The organism is Kitasatospora sp. NPDC058115 (assembly GCF_042884635.1).
Taxonomy (GTDB): Bacteria; Actinomycetota; Actinomycetes; order Streptomycetales; family Streptomycetaceae; genus Kitasatospora.
The window spans coordinates 25,736-44,870 of sequence record NZ_JBHVTL010000015.1; the positions used below are offsets into that span (position 1 = coordinate 25,736).

17 protein-coding genes are annotated in these 19,135 nt (G+C 74.5%); 13 read left to right on the plus strand and 4 right to left on the minus strand.

Annotated features, from left to right (window positions below):
- The first annotated feature begins 319 nt into the window (after positions 1-319).
- From ACFVVL_RS17550 to ACFVVL_RS17560, 3 genes are read left to right on the plus strand one after another with little or no spacing between them, the layout of a single operon-like run.
- Positions 320-964 carry a class F sortase gene (locus ACFVVL_RS17550; RefSeq protein ID WP_387676036.1) on the plus strand — a complete coding sequence of 215 codons (645 nt, stop codon included), beginning with the start codon at positions 320-322 and terminating at the stop codon, positions 962-964.
- Positions 961-2,298: an alpha/beta hydrolase gene (locus ACFVVL_RS17555; RefSeq protein ID WP_380292871.1), complete on the plus strand. Its 1,338-nt coding sequence runs from the start codon at positions 961-963 to the stop codon at positions 2,296-2,298. The genes ACFVVL_RS17550 and ACFVVL_RS17555 overlap by 4 nt, the downstream gene beginning before the upstream one ends.
- Complete coding sequence (locus ACFVVL_RS17560; RefSeq protein WP_387676039.1) at positions 2,295-4,916, plus strand: bifunctional lysylphosphatidylglycerol flippase/synthetase MprF; 2,622 nt, start codon at positions 2,295-2,297, stop codon at positions 4,914-4,916. The genes ACFVVL_RS17555 and ACFVVL_RS17560 overlap by 4 nt, the downstream gene beginning before the upstream one ends.
- Before the next feature lie 115 nt (positions 4,917-5,031).
- Here ACFVVL_RS17560 and ACFVVL_RS17565 read toward each other — a convergent pair whose 3' ends face one another.
- The gene (locus ACFVVL_RS17565) at positions 5,032-5,463 is read right to left on the minus strand and encodes an SsgA family sporulation/cell division regulator (protein ID WP_380292875.1); all 432 of its coding nucleotides are present in this window, start codon (positions 5,461-5,463) and stop codon (positions 5,032-5,034) included.
- A gap of 328 nt (positions 5,464-5,791) precedes the next feature.
- On the opposite strand from ACFVVL_RS17565, the gene ACFVVL_RS17570 reads away from it, so the two are divergent.
- The 5 genes from ACFVVL_RS17570 (at position 5,792) to ACFVVL_RS17590 (ending at position 10,504) form a co-directional block, all read left to right on the plus strand.
- Positions 5,792-7,624, plus strand: a complete 1,833-nt coding sequence (locus tag ACFVVL_RS17570; protein ID WP_387676325.1) for a DEAD/DEAH box helicase — start codon at positions 5,792-5,794, stop codon at positions 7,622-7,624.
- A 267-nt stretch (positions 7,625-7,891) separates the two neighbouring features.
- The gene (locus ACFVVL_RS17575; protein WP_380292877.1) at positions 7,892-8,137 is read left to right on the plus strand and encodes a TM2 domain-containing protein; all 246 of its coding nucleotides are present in this window, start codon (positions 7,892-7,894) and stop codon (positions 8,135-8,137) included.
- A gap of 3 nt (positions 8,138-8,140) precedes the next feature.
- Complete coding sequence (locus ACFVVL_RS17580) at positions 8,141-8,581, plus strand: DUF2752 domain-containing protein (RefSeq protein ID WP_380292879.1); 441 nt, start codon at positions 8,141-8,143, stop codon at positions 8,579-8,581.
- Between the two features lie 389 nt (positions 8,582-8,970).
- Positions 8,971-9,621 carry an IclR family transcriptional regulator gene (locus ACFVVL_RS17585; protein WP_270146684.1) on the plus strand — a complete coding sequence of 217 codons (651 nt, stop codon included), beginning with the start codon at positions 8,971-8,973 and terminating at the stop codon, positions 9,619-9,621.
- A gap of 76 nt (positions 9,622-9,697) precedes the next feature.
- The gene (locus ACFVVL_RS17590; RefSeq protein WP_387676044.1) at positions 9,698-10,504 is read left to right on the plus strand and encodes a S16 family serine protease; all 807 of its coding nucleotides are present in this window, start codon (positions 9,698-9,700) and stop codon (positions 10,502-10,504) included.
- A gap of 30 nt (positions 10,505-10,534) precedes the next feature.
- Here the strand turns inward: ACFVVL_RS17590 and ACFVVL_RS17595 are convergent, their stop codons facing one another.
- Positions 10,535-11,110 (minus strand): Lrp/AsnC family transcriptional regulator, encoded by a 576-nt coding sequence (locus tag ACFVVL_RS17595; RefSeq protein ID WP_380292883.1) that lies wholly within the window; start codon positions 11,108-11,110, stop codon positions 10,535-10,537.
- Between the two features lie 202 nt (positions 11,111-11,312).
- Here ACFVVL_RS17595 and ACFVVL_RS17600 point away from each other — a divergent pair, with 202 nt between their 5' ends.
- On the plus strand, positions 11,313-11,888 hold the full coding sequence (locus ACFVVL_RS17600; RefSeq protein ID WP_380292885.1) for a VOC family protein: 576 nt from the start codon (positions 11,313-11,315) through the stop codon (positions 11,886-11,888).
- A gap of 9 nt (positions 11,889-11,897) precedes the next feature.
- Here ACFVVL_RS17600 and ACFVVL_RS17605 read toward each other — a convergent pair whose 3' ends face one another.
- Positions 11,898-12,449 (minus strand): hypothetical protein, encoded by a 552-nt coding sequence (locus ACFVVL_RS17605; protein ID WP_380292887.1) that lies wholly within the window; start codon positions 12,447-12,449, stop codon positions 11,898-11,900.
- Positions 12,450-12,603: 154 nt separating this feature from the next.
- On the opposite strand from ACFVVL_RS17605, the gene ACFVVL_RS17610 reads away from it, so the two are divergent.
- The 4 genes from ACFVVL_RS17610 (at position 12,604) to ACFVVL_RS17625 (ending at position 18,329) form a co-directional block, all read left to right on the plus strand.
- Entirely contained in the window at positions 12,604-13,329 is a 726-nt protein-coding gene (locus ACFVVL_RS17610; protein ID WP_380292889.1) for a response regulator transcription factor, read from the plus strand.
- A 17-nt stretch (positions 13,330-13,346) separates the two neighbouring features.
- Positions 13,347-14,879: a sensor histidine kinase gene (locus tag ACFVVL_RS17615; RefSeq protein ID WP_387676328.1), complete on the plus strand. Its 1,533-nt coding sequence runs from the start codon at positions 13,347-13,349 to the stop codon at positions 14,877-14,879.
- 211 nt (positions 14,880-15,090) lie between these two features.
- Positions 15,091-16,767, plus strand: coding sequence for a cellulose binding domain-containing protein (locus ACFVVL_RS17620; RefSeq protein ID WP_387676049.1), 1,677 nt, complete (start codon positions 15,091-15,093; stop codon positions 16,765-16,767).
- A gap of 161 nt (positions 16,768-16,928) precedes the next feature.
- Positions 16,929-18,329, plus strand: a complete 1,401-nt coding sequence (locus ACFVVL_RS17625; protein ID WP_380292893.1) for a glycosyltransferase 87 family protein — start codon at positions 16,929-16,931, stop codon at positions 18,327-18,329.
- A gap of 32 nt (positions 18,330-18,361) precedes the next feature.
- Here ACFVVL_RS17625 and ACFVVL_RS17630 read toward each other — a convergent pair whose 3' ends face one another.
- Positions 18,362-18,778, minus strand: coding sequence for an SsgA family sporulation/cell division regulator (locus tag ACFVVL_RS17630; RefSeq protein ID WP_380292894.1), 417 nt, complete (start codon positions 18,776-18,778; stop codon positions 18,362-18,364).
- Positions 18,779-19,135 lie beyond the last annotated feature (357 nt).

Genomic DNA, 19,135 nt, shown 5'->3' on the forward strand with positions numbered 1-19,135 from the left:
ATGGCATGCGATCGGGATCGATCAATGCCGCACCACGGACGGTCGGAACTGATCGCCCGAAGGATGCAACCGGGACGGCGTTCCTGAGTGTCCGATGAAGAGATCGTCGTCATTCCTGGAAGCCGCCGGGTGACCGGAGAGTGGCGTGACGGTGACGTCTCACCCCTTGGGGCAGGGTGATGCCCCCTTGGCCCTGCCGATCGGCGGGAGTGAGTACGACCAACGTATGAATGTGGCATAGGGTCCGATCCGGTTGCATGGTTCCCAGGAACTTCCCAGGAACCGGTGACCGGTCCGACGTCAGCAGAGGGGAGCGCCGGTGGGCGCCCAGCAGAGCAGGAGCCCGTGGCCGGGCACCCTGGCGGCCGGTGCCGCGCTCGTGCTGGGGGCGTGGCTGCTGCACGACGGCCCGTCCGCCGTGCTCCCCCCGGCCCCCGGCGCCGGGCAGGCCCTCACCGGCTTCGCCCCGGTCTCGGTGGTGCCGCCGCTCAGCCCCTCCCGGCCGACCCGGATCCGCATCCCCGCCGTCCGGCTCGACGCCCCGGTCACCGGCCTCGGTCTCGACCGGGACGGCCGCCTCCAGACCCCGCCGCAGGAGGACCGCAACCTCGCCGGCTGGTACCGGGACGGCGCCGCCCCCGGGCAGCGCGGCACCGCGATCATCGCCGGCCACGTCGACAACGACAGCGGGCCCGCCGTCTTCTACCACCTGGGCGCCCTGCACCGCGGGGACCGGATCGAGATCCTCCGCGAGGACGGCCGGACCGCCGTCTACCAGCTCTACGCCATCGAAGTGCACGACCGAAAGGACTTCCCGGACGAGCGGGTGTACCGCCAGGCCGCCGACGCCCAACTCCGGGTGATCACCTGCGGCGGAGGCTTCAGCGAGGAGCACGGCTACGACGGCAACGTCGTCGCCTACGGCTTCCTCGCCGGCACCACGCGTCCCGGGAAACCGGTATGACCTCCCTCGCCCTCACCACCGCCGCCACCGAACTCGCCGTTCGCTGGAACCCGCTCGACTGGCCGCTCACCCGCGGCCCGATCCCGTACGCCGTGCTCGCCGCCGGCTGCGCCTCGCTGGTGCTGCTGTCCCTCTCCCGCGACCGGCGCTGGCTCGGCCTGCGCCCGGCCGGTGCCGCGCTGCTCACCGCCGCCGTCACCGCCGCGATCAAGATCGTCGTGGACGGGTGGTGGCACCCCTTCCCGGAGGGCACCCCCGACTACGTGCTCGGCTGGGTCGCGCTCGCCGTCTTCGCCCTGGCCCTGGCCGGCTTCCGCGCCCCGCTGCTGCCCGGCCGGCGGCGGTTCCTGGCGGCCGGCGGTGCGGTCCTGGTGGTGCTGATGGCGGCCTCGCAGGTCAACCGCGGCTTCGACCAGTACCCGACGGCCCGCGTCATGCTGGCGCCGAGGACCCAGGCGCTGACCACCGGCAAGGCGCCCGAGGTGGTCGCCGTGCCGGCCGGCAAGGTGCTGGAGGAGGTCTGGCAGCCCCCGGCCGGCCTGCCGGAGAAGGGCACCGTCTCGACCGCGCCGATCCCCGGGAGCAAGTCCGGCTTCGAGGCCCGCGACGCCTACGTCTACCTGCCCCCCGCCTACCAGGCCAGCCCCCGGCCGCTGCTGCCGGTGCTGGTGCTGATGGCCGGCCAGCCCGGCAACCCGTCCGACTGGGTGAACTCCGGCGGCATGCAGGAGCGGCTGGACGCCTTCGCCGCCGAGCACCGGGGCCTCGCCCCGATCGTGGTGATGGTGGACCAGATCGCCACCATGTGGGGCAACAGCCTCTGCATGGACTCCAACGTCGCCCGGGCCCAGACCTACCTCGCCGAGGACGTGCCCGACTGGATCCGCGGCCACCTGCAGACCGCCGCCGGCCGCGGCGCCCTCGCCATCGGCGGCGCCTCGCTCGGCGGCACCTGCGCGCTCCAGCTGGCCGTCAACGCCCCGCACGTCTACGGGTCGTTCATCGACATCTCCGGCCAGGACGAGCCCACCCTCGGCAGCCACGGCGAGACCGTCGAGAAGGCCTTCGACGGCGACGAGAAGGCCTTCGCGGCCGTCGACCCGGCGCAGCTGATGGCCACCCGCCGGTACCCGGACACCGCCGGCGTCTTCGCGGTCGGCGCCGGTGACGACGACTTCCGCCCGCAGCAGGAGACCATGTACGCCGCCGCGCAGAAGGCAGGGATGAAGGTGGAGTTCCAGCCGATCCCCGGGGGCCACAGCTGGACGGTGTTCCGCGAGGCGCTCGACCGCAACCTGCCCTGGCTCGGCCGGCAGACCGGGATGACCCGGTGATCCGGCTCGGCGCCGCGCCCGCCCGCGGCCCGGTGGGCGAACGGACGTCGCGGCGGGACGGCGAACCGCCGGGCCCCAGGGTCCCCGAGCAGTCCCGCGGCACGGGCTCCGCCCCCGCCCCGGACGCCCCCGGCCCCGGGGCCCCCGCACCGCGCTCCCCGCGGCGCCTCGCCGGCGCCGCCGCCGGACTCGGCGCCCGGGTGGCCGTCCGGCTCGGCGAGGCCCCGCTGACCCTGGTGCTGCTGGTCGGCCTCTGGGCCGTCGGCGCCGCCACCGGCAGCCTCGGCCTCGGCCCGTCCGAGGCCCTGCTGGAGCAGGTGGGTGTCGGCACCCCCACCCTCGGCGCGGGCCGCTGGTGGACGCCGTTCACCTCGCTGTTCTGGTGCTCCGGCACCGGCGCCTACGTCTTCACCAGCCTGCTGCTGCTCCTGGTCGCCCCGGCCGCCGAGCGCCGGCTCGGCCCGCTGCGCACCCTCGGGGTGGTGGTCGCCGGGCAGCTGGCCGGCACCCTGGCCGGCACCGGCGTGGTCGCGGCCGGGGCCGCGTTCGGCGAGCAGTGGACCGCCTCGGTGGTCGGCCAGACCGCCGTCGGCCCCGGCGTCGGCCTGTTCGCGCTGGCCGGCGTGCTGGGCTACCGGCTGACCGTGCTCTGGCGCCGCCGCCTGCACCTGCTGGTGGTGCTGGTCCCGCTGGTGATGACGCTGTACGTGGGGCACCTGCAGAGCGTGCAGCGCTTCTGCGGCGCCCTGGCCGGACTGGCCGCCGGCGCGCTGCTCACCCGCGGCCGCCCGCACCTGCGCTCGCACCGTTCCTCGCACACCGAGACCCGGGTGCTGGTGGCGCTCTGCCTGGTCGCCGCCGCACTCGGCCCGCTGATCGCCTCGCTGTACGACAACGCGGCCGGCCCGTTCAACACCTTCTCGGAGATCTACCTCTCGCACCGGCTCAGCCCCGACGAGGTCGCCGACTTCTGCGCCGTCTCGGCCCACGACTGCGCCCGCGCCCACGCCGTCGAGCGGATCTTCGACACCCCGGCCCGGCTGATGGCCGCGCTCTTCCCGGCCCTGCTGCTGGTGCTGGCCGAGGGGCTGCGCCGGGGCCTGCGGCTCGCCTGGCGGATCACCGTCGCCACCGAACTGCTCTGGACCGCCATGCTGGTCTGGCTGTTCACCGAGTCCGGCACCGGCCCGGGCGGCGCCCTCCAGTACTTCGTCGAGGCGCTGCTGCTGCCGCTGCTCACCACCGGCCTGCTGCTGGCCACCCGCCAGCGCTTCCCGCTGCGGCTGCCGCGCGCGGTGCTCGGCCGGCTGGCCGCCGTGCTCGGCGGCGCGCTGGTCCTCGCCGGCGCCGCGTACACCGGGCTGGGCGTGCTGGTCTCCGGGCAGTTCGAGCCGGGCGCGACCTTCGGCGGGCTGGTCGCCGGGCTCCCCGCCCAGTACCTGCCGCCCGCCTACAACGACCTGCTGCCCGACTACCCGATCGCGGTCGGCCCGTTCGCCCGGATCCTGGAGACGTACTGCGGGCTCGCCTTCTGGGCGGTCGCGCTGGGCGCGCTGCTGATGGTCTTCCGCCGGCCGGTGGTGCACGTCGACGCCGAGGACGCCGCCCGGGCCCGCACCCTGCTCACCGAGCACGGCGGCGGCACGCTCTCCTTCATCACCACCTGGGACGGCAACCACTACTGGTTCGACGAGGACGGCCGGGCGGCCGTCGCCTACCGGGTGCTGAACACCGTGGCGCTGACCACCGGCGACCCGTTCGGCGACCCGGAGGCACGCGCCCGCGCGGTGGCCGGATTCGCCCGGTACTGCGACGCGCGCGGCTGGACGCCGTGCTTCTACAGCGTCACCCCGGAGACCAGGGCCGCCGCCGGACAGCTCGGCTGGCGCTCGCTGCAGGTCGCCGAGGACACCGTGGTCGCCCTGCCCGGCCTCGCCTTCACCGGCCGCAAGTGGCAGGACATCCGCACCGCGCTCAACAAGGCCGGCAAGCAGGGCATCACCGCCGAGTGGTGGTCCTACGACGAGGCGCCGCTCGCGCTGAAGGAGCAGATCCGGGCCATCTCCGAGGAGTGGGTCTCGGAGAAGGGGCTGCCCGAGATGGGCTTCACCCTCGGCGGCCTGGAGGAGCTGGCCGACCCGGCGGTGCGGCTGCTGGTCGCCGTCGGCGAGGACCGCACGGTGCACGGACTGACCAGCTGGATGCCGGTCTACGAGAACGGCGAGACGGTCGGCTGGACGCTGGACTTCATGCGCCGGCGCTCGGAGGGCTTCCGCGGCGTCACCGAGTTCCTGATCGCCTCCGCCGCGCTGGGCTTCAAGCAGGAGGGCGCGCGCTTCCTCTCGCTCTCCGGCGCACCGCTCGCCCGCTCCGAGAAGGAGCCGCCGACCGGGCTGCAGAAGACCCTGGACTGGCTGGGCCGGGCGCTGGAGCCGGTGTACGGCTTCCGCTCGCTGCTCGCGTTCAAGGCGAAGTTCCAGCCGGAGTACCGGCCGATGTACATGGCCTACCCCGACCCGGCCGCGCTGCCCAGCATCACCCGGGCGATCGGCAAGGCGTACCTGCCGCACCTCACGCCGGCGCAGGGCGTACGGCTGATGCGCAAGCTCTCGGCGTAGGGGGGCGCCGGAGCGGCCCGGCCACGGCCCGCCCCGGACGGCGGGTGGGCGCATCGCGGCAGCAGCAGGCGCCCGGGCCCGGTCCCGGGCGGCTGCCGACACCTCGCCGGGCCGCTCAGCCGAGCAGCTGGGCGAGGGCGCGGTCGGCGTCCAGGTGCAGGTGCTCCTCGCCCTCGGGGACGAGCAGGCGGCTGCGCCACAGGAAGCGCCGCAGGTCGGCGGTGTCGAACTGGACCATCGCGGTGCCCTCGGGCGCGCGCAGCTCGACCACGGTGCGGCGGCCGAGCGCGGGCCGGACGTGGACGTCGCCGATGCCGGTGGGCACCTCCAGGCCGGCGGCGAGCAGCGGGCGGGCGAAGACCCAGACGATGTCCTCGCAGTCCGGGCCCCCGTCGGCCGGGTCGTCCAGCGAGAACTCGGCGGGGAAGGCCATCCGGACGGCGAGCGGGTCGTCCGGGAGGTAGGTCAGGGTGACCCGCAGCCGGACGGAACGGTGGGCGGAGAGGATGAGGCGGGCCTGGACGGTCTCTTCGGCGATGGCGTGCACGGCGGTTCCCTTCTGTGGGGTGCGAGGCCGGTGGCGGCTGTGGGGTTGGGGCGGCCTCACCCGGAAGAGAGGCGGTGGAGGGGGTTCCGCTTACCGCGTTTTCCCGACTTTCCGACGTGATCCACGTCACATCGATTTCCGGCCGAACCCGCCGCCGACCGGCCCGGTCCACGCCCCGCCCGGCCCCGCCGCGGCCGCCCGAACGGCCCCGGGCCCGGTACGCTGGGCGGGTTGTCCGAACGCCGCCCGACCGTGGGACGGGGCTGCAAAACCGCCTCCGACCTGCGACGATCCCCCCTCGGAGACCGTGAGTACTGCCGCCGCCTCGATGCCGCTCTTCTCCGACGCCAACGAGCCGCACGCGCCCGTCCGGGCCGTCGGCCAAGCCGCGCCGACCTCCTCGCACCACCTGTCCCCGGCCTTCCCCGGCCGCGCCCCCTGGGGCACCGCGGGAAAGCTCCGGGCCTGGCAGCAGGGGGCGCTGGACAAGTACATCGAGAACCAGCCGCGCGACTTCCTCGCCGTCGCGACGCCGGGCGCGGGCAAGACCACCTTCGCGCTGACCCTGGCCTCCTACCTGCTCCACAACCACCTGGTGCAGCAGGTCACCGTGGTCGCGCCGACCGAGCACCTGAAAAAGCAGTGGGCCGAGGCCGCCGCCCGGATAGGCATCAAGCTGGACCCGGCGTACTCCTCCGGGCCGCTCTCCCGGGAGTACCACGGCATCGTGGTCACCTACGCCGGAGTCGGCGTGAACCCGATGCTCCACCGCAACCGGACCGAGGCCCGCAAGACGCTGGTCATCATGGACGAGATCCACCACGCCGGTGACTCGAAGTCCTGGGGCGAGGCCTGCTTCGAGGCCTTCGAGCCGGCCTCCCGGCGGCTGGCGCTGACCGGTACGCCGTTCCGCTCGGACACCAACCCGATCCCGTTCGTCCAGTACGAGGCAGGCGGCGACGGCATCCGCAAGTCGGTCGCCGACTACACCTACGGCTACGGGCACGCGCTCGCCGACCACGTCGTCCGCCCGGTGATCTTCCTCTCCTACAGCGGCAACATGCGCTGGCGCACCAAGTCCGGCGACGAGCTGGAGGCCCGGCTCGGCGAGCCGATGACCAAGGACCTCATCGCCCAGGCCTGGCGCACCGCGCTCTCCCCGCAGGGCGAGTGGATCCCCTCCGTGCTGCAGGCCGCGGACCGCCGGCTCACCGAGGTCCGCAAGGCGATCCCGGACGCCGGCGGCCTGGTGATCGCCACCGACCAGACGGTGGCCCGCGCCTACGCCAAGATGCTGCGCAAGATCACCGGCGAGAAGGTCACCCTGGTGCTCTCCGACGAGACCGAGGCCTCCAAGCGGATCTCCGACTACGCGGCCGGGACCTCGCGCTGGATGGTCGCGGTGCGCATGGTGTCCGAGGGCGTCGACGTGCCCCGGCTCTGCGTCGGCGTGTACGCCACCTCGATCTCCACCCCGCTGTTCTTCGCCCAGGCCGTCGGGCGCTTCGTGCGCGCCCGCAAGCGCGGCGAGACCGCCTCCGTCTTCCTGCCGACCATCCCGATGCTGCTGGGCTTCGCCAATGAGATGGAGCTCCAGCGCGACCACGTGCTGGACCGGCCGAAGAAGGAGGGCGAGGGCCTCTTCGACGAGGAGGACCGGCTGCTCGCCGAGGCCGAGCGGGCCAACGACGGCCCGGACGGCGCGGGCGGCGAGGAGTTCTCCTACGAGGCGCTGGGCTCCGAGGCGGTCTTCGACCGGGTGCTCTACAACGCCATGGAGTTCGGGATGCAGGCGCACCCGGGCAGCGAGGAGGAGGAGGACTACCTCGGCATCCCGGGCCTGCTGGAGCCGGACCAGGTGCAGATGCTGCTGCAGAAGCGCCAGCACCGGCAGATTCAGCGGAGCAAGGGCAAGCCGGCCGAGGAGGCCGACCTGCTGGAGCTGCCGGCCGAACAGCGGCCGGTGGTGACCCACCAGGAGCTGCGCGAGCTGCGCAAGGAGCTGAACGCGCTGGTGGCCGCCTGGCACCACCGCACCAGCCAGCCCCACGGGACCATCCACAACGAGCTGCGCCGGCAGTGCGGCGGTCCGCTGACCGCCCAGGCGACGGCCAATCAGCTGAAGGCGCGGATCGCCAGGATCCGGGAGTGGGCGAAGTAACGATCCGTCGGCGTGTCGCGGACAGCGTGACCGTAAAGGTCACATGACGTTCGGATATACGCGAAGGATTTGTGGAGACATTCGGTCGGATGATCGGCTAGTGTTCCGCGTGCCGCGCCGCCTCCGGGCCGCCGACGTCGCACGCCCCCCGTCCGGGGCCGGCCGTCGCAGCCCCCGGTGATTCCGGTCGGCACCTCACCGACCCGGGGGGACATGACGCTCCGTCGTGCGCCCGGGCCTGTCTGTCTTTCAAGGAGTACACCGAACGTGTCGTACCAGCAGCCCTACGCGCAGCAGCCCGAGCTCTCCGACAAGTCGAAGGTCGTCGCGGGCGTCCTGCAGATCCTGCTCGGCGGCCTGGGTGTCGGCCGCTTCTACACCGGCCACATCGGCATGGGCATCGCCCAGCTGCTGACCTGCGGCGGCCTCGGTGTCTGGTCGCTGATCGACGGGATCCTGTTCCTCACCAGCAACGACCGCACCGACGCCCAGGGCCGTCTGCTGCGCAGCTGAGCCTTGGTCACGTCCGCGAAGGCGCGCCGCCCCGGCCGGTCCGGCCGGGGCGGCTTCGCCGTTCCCGAGCGGCTGCGCACGGCCTGGGCACCGGTCGCGGTGCTGGCCGGCGGTGCGGCCGGTTCCGCGTACCTGTGGTCGCGCGACCCCCATCTGCCGGGGCAGGCGCTGCCGTTCTGCCCCTGGCGCAAGGTCACGGGCCTGGAGTGCCCCGGCTGCGGCGGCACCCGGATGGCCTACGACCTGCTGCACGGCGACCTCGCCGCCGCCTGGCACGACAACGCGGCGCTGCTGCTGGCGCTGCCCCTGGTGGCCGCGCTCTACCTGGTCTGGCTGCGGCACGGCCTGGCCGGCCGGAGCTGGCAGCCGCCGCTCGGCCGGCGCGGGACGGCCGTGCTGCTCGGGGTGGCGGCCGGCTGGACCGTCCTGCGCAATCTGCTCTGACCCGGCGTCCTCCCGACACGATCCGTTCCGGTACGACCCGTTCCGGCACCCTCCGGTCGTGCGCCGCCCGATCCGTCCGGAACTCGGACTGTGGTCGAACCTGCGAACGCCTGGTCGGGGTGTTCCGTCATATTTTGTCCAGGTTTGGCGAGGCGCGCGAAGTTGATCTTGCCCGAATTTTGGACAAACACTTCCGCCGCCGCAATTCCTTCACTACCTTTCCCACACGCTCTCCCGCCGGGCGACCCCCGCGAGACGGGCGCCGCAGGGCCCCAGGACGTCAAGGACGACTCTCCGCGGCCCGAGCGCGGCCACCCACCTGCGCGCGACATCCGAGTCGTGGACCGGTCAGCCGATCCGCGACCCGCCGCGGAAAGGAATTGCGTGTCGTGACTGCAGAGACCTCCCAGACCCTGGACCGCGGAGTCCGGGTCCTCAAGCTGCTCGCCGACTCGGAACGCGGGCTCACCGTGACCGAGCTGGCGGCCCGCCTCGCCGTCAACCGGACCGTCGTCTACCGGCTGCTGGCCACCCTGGAGCAGCACGGGCTGGTCCGCCGGGACATCGGCGGCCGCGCCCGGGTCGGCCTGGGCGTGCTCCGGCTCGCCCACCGGGTCCACCCGCTGCTGCGCGAGGCGGCGCTGCCCGCGCTGCGCAGCCTCGCCGAGGACCTCGGCGCCACCGCCCACCTCACCCTGGTCGACGGCAACGAGGCGCTCGCGGTGGCCGTCGTCGAACCCAGCTGGACCGACTTCCACGTCGCCTACCGCACCGGGCTGCGCCACCCGCTGGGCGAGAGCGCGGCCGGCCGGGCGATCCTGGAGGCCCGGGCCTTCCCGAGCCAGCGCCGGCCGGAACAGGGCTTCGTCATCACCCGGGCGGAGGAGCAGTCGGGAGCGTCCGGCGCGGCCGCGGCGCTGCTCGGGCTGAGCGGCATCGAGGGCAGCGTCGGCGTGGTGATGCTCAACGGGCTCGTCCCGGAGCGGGTCGGCCCCCGGGTGGTGGAGGCCGCCACCGAGGTCGCCGACGCGCTGCGCTGACCGCCCGCCGGGGCGGGGGCCGTCCGGGTGGCCGTGTGCGTGCCCGCCGGGCGGCCCGGTGTGTTTGGATGCCTCTGTGTCCGACACCAAGCTGCCCCCGGCCCTCACCTCCCCCCGGACCCGCGCCCTCGCGCTCTGCGGAGCGCTGGTTGCCGCGCTGTTCGGCGTGGCCGCGTTCGTCCCGCTGCCGTACACGCTGACCTTCCCCGGCGTGACCGCGGACACCCTCGGCAGCTACCAGGACCGGCCGGTGCTCACCATCACCGGCGCGCCGGTCCGCACGCCCCGGGGGCAGCTGCGGATGGTGACCATCTCGGCGACCAACCCGGGGGAGCGGAACACCTTCTGGCGCTCGCTGCAGGCCTGGTTCGACGAGGACGAGGCCGTGCGGCCCACCGAGACCGTCTACCCGCAGGGCGACCCGGCCAAGGCCGAGGAGGTCACCGCCCAGCAGATGACCGAGTCGCAGGACGCCGCCACCGCGGCCGCGCTCTCCTACCTCGGGCTGTCGCCCGCCCAGGTGAAGGTGAAGGTCGACCTCGGCGACATCGGCGGCCCGAGCGCCGGCCAGATGCTCGCGCTCGGCATCATCGACAAGCTCGCCGGGGACGGCAAGGGCGGCGACCTCACCGGCGGGCTGACCGTCGCCGGCACCGGGACCATCGACGACCAGGGCGTGGTCGGCCCGGTCGGCGGGGTGCCGCTGAAGACCCAGGCGGCGGCCCGGGACGGCGCGACCGTCTTCCTGCTGCCCAAGGACGAGTGCGCGGACGCCAAGGTGAACACCCCGGCCGGGCTGCGGCTGGTGCCGGTCGGGACGCTGGCGGAGTCGGTCTCGGCGCTGGAGGCCCTGCACGCCGGCGGGCCCGTCGCCACCTGCTGAGCCGCCTCCGCCGTCCGCGCGGCTCCGCCGCTACTCGGCGGCCGCCTGGTCGACCAGCGGCAGGATCCGGTACGGCACCGGGTTCTCCAGGGCGATCGCCGTCGAGGAGCGGACGATCCCGTCGAAGCCGACCACCCGGTCGATCACCCGCTGCAGATCGGCGTTCGACCGGGCCACGATCCGCACCATCATGTCGCCGTGCCCGGTGATGGTGTGCAGCTCCAGCACCTCCGGCACCGCCGATAGGTGCTCGCGCACGTCCGCGCCCTGGCCCTGGGAGATCTCCAGGGTCGCGAAGGCCGTCACCGGATAGCCCAGCGCCGCCGGGTCCACCTCCGGGCCGAATCCGCCGATCACCCCGCGCGCCTGGAGCCGGTCCAGCCGGGCCTGCACCGTGCCGCGCGCCACCTGGAGCCGGCGCGAGCACTCCAGCACCCCGATCCGCGGTTCCTCGGCGAGCAGCCGGATCAGCCGGCCGTCCAGCACGTCGATCGCGTCGTTGGTGCTCCCGGCAGGGCCGCCGGACGCTCCGGAATGTCCCTGCCCGGCAAGCGAGTTGGACGATCCGAGGGCGCCCGGGGAACTGGGGGAGTGGGCGGGGGGCATCGAGGGCTCCGTCCTCCGGTGGGCATTCTGTACAGCGGTGCGTCCGATTGTCCCGTCCCGGAGCACAGCTTGACCAGGAGGAAACGGAACAGTTGCGCGGACGTCGGCCCGGCGCCACCCTCCAGCCACAACCCCGTGCACCCGTCCCCACCCGGGGCGCCGGGGCGACCCGTGGTCCCGCACCCCGACCGGGAGAGCCGACATGACCGACACCGCCGCCGAACGCGTGCTGCTCGCCGCCGGCCCGGACCCGGCCGGCCCCGGCGCGTCCGGGCCCGTCCCGGCGGGCGCGGAGGAGCCCGGGCTGCTCCCGATGGGCCGCGCCGACGCGGTGGTCTTCGCGGTCGCCGACGCCGAGCGGGCGGCCCGCCGGTACGCGGTCGCGCTCGGGCTGCGCTGCACCGCGTACGCCGGGCCCGAGACGGGCGAGCCGGAGACGGTCTCCTACGTGCTGCGGGCACCCGGGACCAGGTTCGTGCTGACCTCGCTGGTCCGGGCGATCGGGCCGCGCGGCCGGGAGCTGGCGGGGCACCTGGCCCGGCACGGCGAGGGGGTCGTCGACCTCGCGGTGGCGGTGCCGGACGTCTGTTACGCGTACGACTACGCCGTCGACCGGGGCGCCGCCTCGCTCGCCGAGCCCTACGAGGTGCGGGACGCCTACGGCACCGTGCTGCTCGCCGCGATCGAGGTGCCCGGCGGGACCAGACACACCCTGGTCGAACGCTCCCGGTACCGCGGGCCCTACCTGCCGGGCTACGTGCCCTTCGACCGCTGGTGACCGGCCCGGTCAGCGGACGACCCGGTCGACCCTCGGCGGGTAGCCGTTCCAGGAGACGATCACCGAGTTGGCCTGGTCGTCCTTGGTGAAGTCGACCCGGAACCACTGCGGGCCGTTCCAGACCTGCATCTGCCAGCCCGAGTCCGGCGTCGCGGAGACCAGCGAGGCGTGGTCCGACTGGAGGTCCACGGCGACCCGGCCGCCCGGAACGGGATAACTGTGCACGGAGGACGTGGTGCTGGTGGCCGGTGCCGGGCGGGCCGTGGCCGTCGCGGTGGGCGACGGGGGCGCGGAGGCCGTCGCCCGGGGCGGGGGCGCCGACGCCCGGCCGGTGGACGGCGTCGCGGCCGGCTCGGTGCGGCCGGCCGGCTGCGGCTGCGTCGCCGAGGGCGTCGGCGTGGGTCTCTGCCCGTCGGCCGAGGCCGGCGAGGGCAGGGACAGCGCGGTGGGCTGTTCGAAGGCGGCGCCGGCCAGCACGGTGTGCACGCCGAGCCAGGACAGCGCCACCGCCGCCCCGGTGGCCGCCGCCCAGGCGCCGAGCTGTACCAGTCCGTTCCGCATCGTGCGCACATCCTGCCGTATCCCCCCGGCGCGCAGGCGGGCACCCCGGCACTTCCACAGGGAACTTGCACAAGTGCGGGCGGCCCCGCACAGACCGGCGCGAACCAACCCGAGGTACAGACCAATCGGGGCCGATGGCGTACCGTGCAGCCCCATGGCAACAGTGCTCGTGGTCGAGGACGACCCCTTCGTACGATCCGCCCTCATCCGCCACCTGACCGACACCGGCCACGCGGTTCGCAGCGTGGGCACGGCACTTGAGGCGCTGCGCGAGGTCGCCCAGGTCGGCTGCGACCTGGTGATCCTGGACCTCGGCCTGCCGGATCTGGACGGCAGCGAGGCGCTCAAGATGATCCGCGGCCTGACCAACGTCCCGGTCATCATCTCGACCGCCAGGGACGACGAGGCGGAGATCGTCCGGCTGCTCAACGACGGGGCCGACGACTACCTGGTGAAACCGTTCTCCGGGGAGCACCTGAGCGCCCGGATGGCCGCCGTGCTGCGCCGGCTCGGCGGCGGGGCGGCCCCGGTCAGCCAGGTGCTCCGGGTCGGCGGGCTGGCGATCGACCTCCAGCGCCGGGAGGCCTCGCTGGACGGACGGGCGCTGGACCTGACCCGCCGTGAATTCGACCTGCTGGCCTTCCTCGCGGCCCGGCCGGGCGTGGTGGTGCCGCGCAAGGAGATCCTGGCCGAGGTGTGGCGGCAGACCTACGGCGGCGACCAGACCATCGACGTGCACCTGTCCTGGCTGCGCCGCAAGCTCGGTGAGACCGCGTCCAGTCCGCGCTACCTGCACACCGTGCGCGGGGTCGGGGTCCGGCTGGAGGCCTCCGGACAGGCCACCGGGTCCGGGCCCGTCCCCGTGGAGCGCCGGACATGAGGCGGTTGCGGCACTCGCTGCGCTGGGCGCTGATCAAGGCCGCCGTGGCCGGGACCACCATGGTCGCGCTGGCCTTCCTGATCCCGCTCGGCCTGATGGTCCAGCAGACGGCCCGGGACCGGGCGTTCACGGCCGCCGAGCGGCAGGCCGCGGCGCTCGGCCCGGCGCTGGCCATCACCACCGACGAGGACGCCATCGTCCGGGCGGTGGCCTCCACGGACGCGGGCGGGCAGGGGCGGATGGCGGTGCACCTGCCGCCGCCGGAGTCCGCCGCCGGGTCGGGCACCGCCGCCGGTACGGCCGGCGCCGCGGGCGGAGTGGCCGCGGCGCCGGGCGGGACGGGGACGACGGTGGGCGCCCAGGCGCCCCGGGGCGTGCCGGGGACGGCCGCCGCCGCGGCCTCCGGGCCGGCCGCCGGCGCGACCATCGGCGAGGTCCGGGCGCTGGACGCCGACGTGGCCACCGCGGGCTTCCAGGGGCGCTCGTTCACCGTTCAGGTGCCGGGCGGCTTCGCGCTGCTCCAGCCGTTCGCCGTGGACACCGCGCGGACCGCCGTGGTCGAGGTGTTCGTGGCCGACGACGACCTCACCCGGGGCGTCGCCACCGCCTGGCAGGTGCTCTCCGGCGTCGCGCTCGGGCTGGTCGCCATCTCGGTGCTGGTCGCCGACCGGATGGGCGCCCGGATCGTCGCCTCGGCCCGCCGGCTCGCCGCCGCCGCCCGCGCGCTCGGCGCGGGCGACCTCGCCGTGCGGGTGCCGGTGGAGGGCAAGCAGGCCGCCGGCAGCCCCGCCGAACTGCACGAGGCCGCGCACGCGTTCAACACGATGGCCGACCGGGTGGTGCAACTGCTCGCCGCCGAGCGGGAGCTGGCCGCCGACCTGTCGCACCGGCTGCGCACCCCGCTGACCGTGCTGCGGCTGAACGCCGCGTCGCTCGGCGAGGGCGACGCGGCCGACGCCACCCGGCACGCGGTGTCGCAGCTGGAGCGCGAGGTCGACCAGATCATCCGCTCGGCCCGCCGCGCGCCCGAGGACGCGCCGGCCGTCACCGTCGGCTGCGACGCCGCCGAGGTGATCCGCGAGCGGGTCGGCTTCTGGTCCGCGCTCGCCGAGGACGAGGGCCGCCCCTGGCAGCTGACCGGCGCCGAGCAGGAGACGCCCGTCCCGGTGCAGCGCGGCGACCTGGCGGCGGCGGTGGACGCGCTGCTCGGCAACGTCTTCCGGCACACCGCGGTCGGCACCGCCTTCTCGGTGGACGTCCTGCCCACCGAGAGCTCGGTGATCGTGCTGGTCGGGGACGCGGGCCCGGGCTTCACCGACCCGCAGGCGGCGCTGAAGCGCGGCGAGGGCCACGGCGGCGAGGGCTCCACCGGCCTCGGGCTGGACATCGTGCGCAAGCTCGCCGAGGCCACCGGCGGCGACCTCGCGCTCGGTGCGTCGGCCGTGCTCGGCGGCGCCGAGATCCGGCTGCGGCTGCGCCTGCGCCAGGACGGCACCGCCCCGGTGCGGACCGGAAGACGCCGCGGCCGCGGGCCGCTGTTCCCGCGCTGAACGGGGTGGTCGCGGGCGAATGGCGAAAGGTTTCGGCGCCCGGACGGGGCCCCGTCGGGCCGGAAGGAGGGCTCGCGCCCCTCTTTCTTAAGCGCACCGTAAGGGAGTTCTACCCCTGGCTCAGCAGGCGGTTTCCGGCCATGGGGCGCCGTTAGCGTCATCGGCGTCGGCCACCCGGCCGCACACCTGCCAGCCCCGGAGGTACGCCCCCATGACGACCCCGCAGCCCCACCGCCGCCCCGGCGGCCGCCGTCGGCGCAGCCGCAAGGGCGTGCTGCTCGGCGCTTCCGCGGTGGCCGCCGCCCTGGTCGCCGGTGGCGTCGTCGTCCTCGCCTCCTCGGCCAGCGCCGCCTCGCTCGGCGCCGTCTACAGCCGCACCAGCAGCTGGGACTCCGGCTTCACCGGCCAGTACCTGGTCACCAACCCGGACAGCAGCGCCATCGAGGACTGGACGCTCAGCTTCGACCTGCCGGCCGGCGCGAAGATCGACTCGCTCTGGAACGCCACCTTCACCGCCGAGGGCCAGCACATCACCGTCCGGCCGGAGGCGTGGAGCAAGCGGCTGGAGCCGGGCAAGAGCATCGTGGTCGGCTTCGTCGCCCAGGGCTCCGGCGCCGCGCAGGGCGAACCGGGCAACTGCCTGATCAACCAGGCCTCCTGCAAGCCCGGTGACGGCACCGTGCCGACCCCGTCCGGCCGGCCGACCACCACCGCGACGGCCTCCCCGTCCGCCTCGGTCTCCGCCACCGCCTCGCCGTCGGCCTCGGCCTCGGCCTCGGCCACCGCGACGGCCACCGCGTCCGCCACGCCCACCGGCCGGCCGACCACCGGGGCGCCGAGCCCGACCGCCACGGCCACCACCGCGCCGACCACCCCGGCCCCGACGGCCACCGCGAGCGCCACCACCACGGCCGCCCCCACCACCCCGGCGCCCACCGCCACCGCGACCGGCACCCCCGCCCCGGCCGGCGGCGCCGGCTTCTCCCCGTTCGTCGACACCTCGCTCTACCCGCCCTACGACCTGGTCGCCACCGCCAAGGCCAGTGGCGTCAAGGACTTCAACCTGGCGTTCGTGGTCTCCGGCGGCGGCTGCACCCCGAAGTGGGGCGGCGTGAGCGACCTCGCCGCCGACGCGGTGGCCGCCCAGATCGGCGCCCTGCGCGCGATCGGCGGCGACGTCCGGGTCTCCTTCGGCGGTGCCAACGGCAGCGAGCCGGCCCTCGCCTGCACCTCGGCCGCCGACCTCACCGCCGTCTACCAGAAGACCGTCGACGCCTACGGCCTCACGAAGATCGACTTCGACGTCGAGGGCGGCGCGATCGCCAACGCCGCGGCCAACACCCGCCGTGCCCAGGCCATCGTCCAGCTCCAGAAGAACGCCGCCGCCAAGGGCAAGGCCCTGGAGGTCTCCTTCACCCTCCCCGTGCTCCCCTCCGGCCTGACCCAGGAGGGCGTCAACCTGATCGCCGACGCCAAGAACAACGGCGTGGCGATCAGCGCGGTCAACGTCATGGCGATGGACTTCGGCGACGGCGTCGCCCCCAACCCGCAGGGCCAGATGGGCAAGTACGCCATCGCCGCGGCCACCGCCACCCAGGCCCAGGTGAAGAGCGTGCTCGGGCTCGACGACGCCGCCGCCTGGCGCAAGGTCGCCGTCACCCCGATGATCGGCGTCAACGACGTCGCCAGCGAGGTCTTCACCGTCGCCGACGCCAAGCAGCTCGCCGACTTCGCGAAGAGCAAGCACCTGGCCTGGCTGTCGATGTGGTCCGGCACCCGCGACAAGGCCTGCGAGGGCGGCGCCAAGCCCTACGCCGACGCCAGCTGCAGCTCGATCGTCCAGCAGCCGCTGGACTTCACCCGGGCCCTCGGCGCCTACACCGGCTGACCCCGCCCCACCGACTCCGGCCGTCCGTGCCCCGACCGCAACGGGGCACGGCCGGCCGGCACCATGTCCGGCCGGTCACGCTGCGTGACCGAATCGATCCGGGCCGGCCGCGGGGCATCGGGTATCGTCGCTGGTTGGCCGACCGGCGGACGGAGCGAAGAGTGACAGCGGTGCAAGACGAGCGCGGCATGGTGCCCAGCGCACCGGACCGGGCGCCCGCCCCCCTGTCGGACCGGCTGCGCACCGCCCTCGGCGCACCCCTGCGCGCCCTGCGCGAGGCCCCGCGCCGCCCGCTGCTGGCCGTCTCCGCGGTCGCGTTGTTCTCGCTGCTCGCCTACGCGGTGGTCCGCCACTTCGCGCACACCTCGATGGTGGACATGATCGTCTACCGGGCCGAGGGCGCCGCCGTCGCCAACGGCGAGGACCTCTACGGACTGCGCGTCACCCAGTGGAACCTGCCCGCCACCTACCCGCCGTTCGCCGCGATGCTGTTCGTGCCGACGACCTGGTTCCCGATCCCGTTCCTGAGGGTCGCGGTCACGCTCTGCAACCTCGGACTGCTGGCGCTCTTCGCCCACCTGTCCTTCAAACTGGTCGGCTGGCCGCGCCGGGACCTGCGCGCGATCGGCGTGATCCTGGTCACCGGCGCCGGCGTCTGGCTCGAACCCGTCTACACCACGCTGCGCTACGGCCAGATCAACCTCGCCCTCGCCTGCCTCATCCTCTGGGACCTCACCCGCCCCGACGGGCGCCGCAGCAAGGGCGTCGCGATCGGCATCGCCGCCGGCATCAAGCTCACCCCCGGCCTGTTCGCGGTCTACCTGCTGCTCACCGGCCGGATCCGGGCCGCGCTCGTGGCCGGCGCGACCTTCGTCGGCACCTTCCTGCTCGGCGCGCTCGTCCTGCCCGACGCCACCTGGGGCTTCTGGACCAAGTACCTCTACGACTCCTCGCGGGTCGGCAAGACCGAGATCGTCGACAACCAGGCGCTCAGCGGCGCCGTCGCCCGGCTGCTGCACACCGCCGAACCGGGCACCGTCGCCACCCTGGCCGCCGCCGTCGTCGCGGTGGCCGGCCTCGGCGTGGCCGCCTGGGCCGCCCGCAGCGCGCGCTGGCTGTCGCGCTCCGAGGCCTGGGGCGTCTGCTGCACCGCCGTCACCGCCGTGCTGATCTCGCCGATCAGCTGGACCCACCACTGGGTCTGGTGCGTGCCGGTGCTCGTCCTGCTCGGCTGTGAGGCGGCGGTCGAACGGGCCCGTCCGGCCGCCGTCCGGAAGGTCCGCTGGCGGGCCGCCTTCGCGGCCGCACTGGTCGCCTTCCTGTCCTTCGCTATGTGGCTCGCCAAGCCGCAGGGCGCGCTGGTGCTGGAACTGTCGCCGCTGCGTCAGATCCCGACCTCGGTCTACCCGCTCGTCGGGATCTGTTTCCTGCTGGCCGCCGCGCTACGCGTGCGCGCCCGGCGCCTGGCGGCCGGTGCGCCCGCGGCGGCGCTGCCCGGCCAGCGCGGCGGCGGACGGCCGGACTCCGCGCGCGAGCGTCAGCAGGCCCCCGCGGCCCGCTGATCCGTCAGGGCCGCCGGGGGCGGTGCGGCGCCTCACGCGAGCAGGGCGGCCAGCGAGCCGTCCATGTCCAGCGCGGCCATCTCGCTGCCCGGCGGCACCAGCCGGTGCGCCCGCTCCAGCCAGGCGGCCACCGCCGGCAGCGGCGCCTCCAGCAGCGCGTCCCCGGCCGGCGAGCTCAGCGCCAGGCAGAGCACGCTGCGCCGGCCCGAGCGGGTCGGCCAGATCCGCACGTCGCCCTGGCCGCAGGGCCGGAAGGTGCCCTCCACCAGCAGCTCGCGGGCGAACACCCAGGTCACCGGCGAGCCGGTGTCCAGGTGGAAGGTGATGTGCACGGCGTAGGGGTCGTGGCTGCCGTACGACAGCCGGGCCGGCACGGGGACGCTGTGCTCGGGGGAGAGCACCAGGTTGAGCTCCAGCTCGTGCTCGACCACGCTCGTCGGGCGCTCCATGATCGGTTCCTCTCTGCCTGCGGTTCGTGCCCGGGTGCGGGCCCTGTGACCTTGGAGAGCGCGGCGGGGGAGCGCTCTTACACAGGTTTCCGGGAATTCCCGGGATTTCTTGCGAAGATCCGTCGGCGGGGGTGCGGGGAGTGGTGAACGTCGGACTTCGGGGGCGCGTGGTCGGGCGTACGCGCCGTCTTCCTTACCGTGGGCCGCCCCGGCCTGTCCGGTGATTGGCCAACTTCACGCCGTCCGCCCGCCGAGGTACTACCCTTTGTGACTGCCCGGCGACTGTCCGCCTCCTCGGCGGCACCCCTCGCGCGCCGGCGGCGGAGCCACCCGGGTCGCCCGTGCCACCGTCGCGCG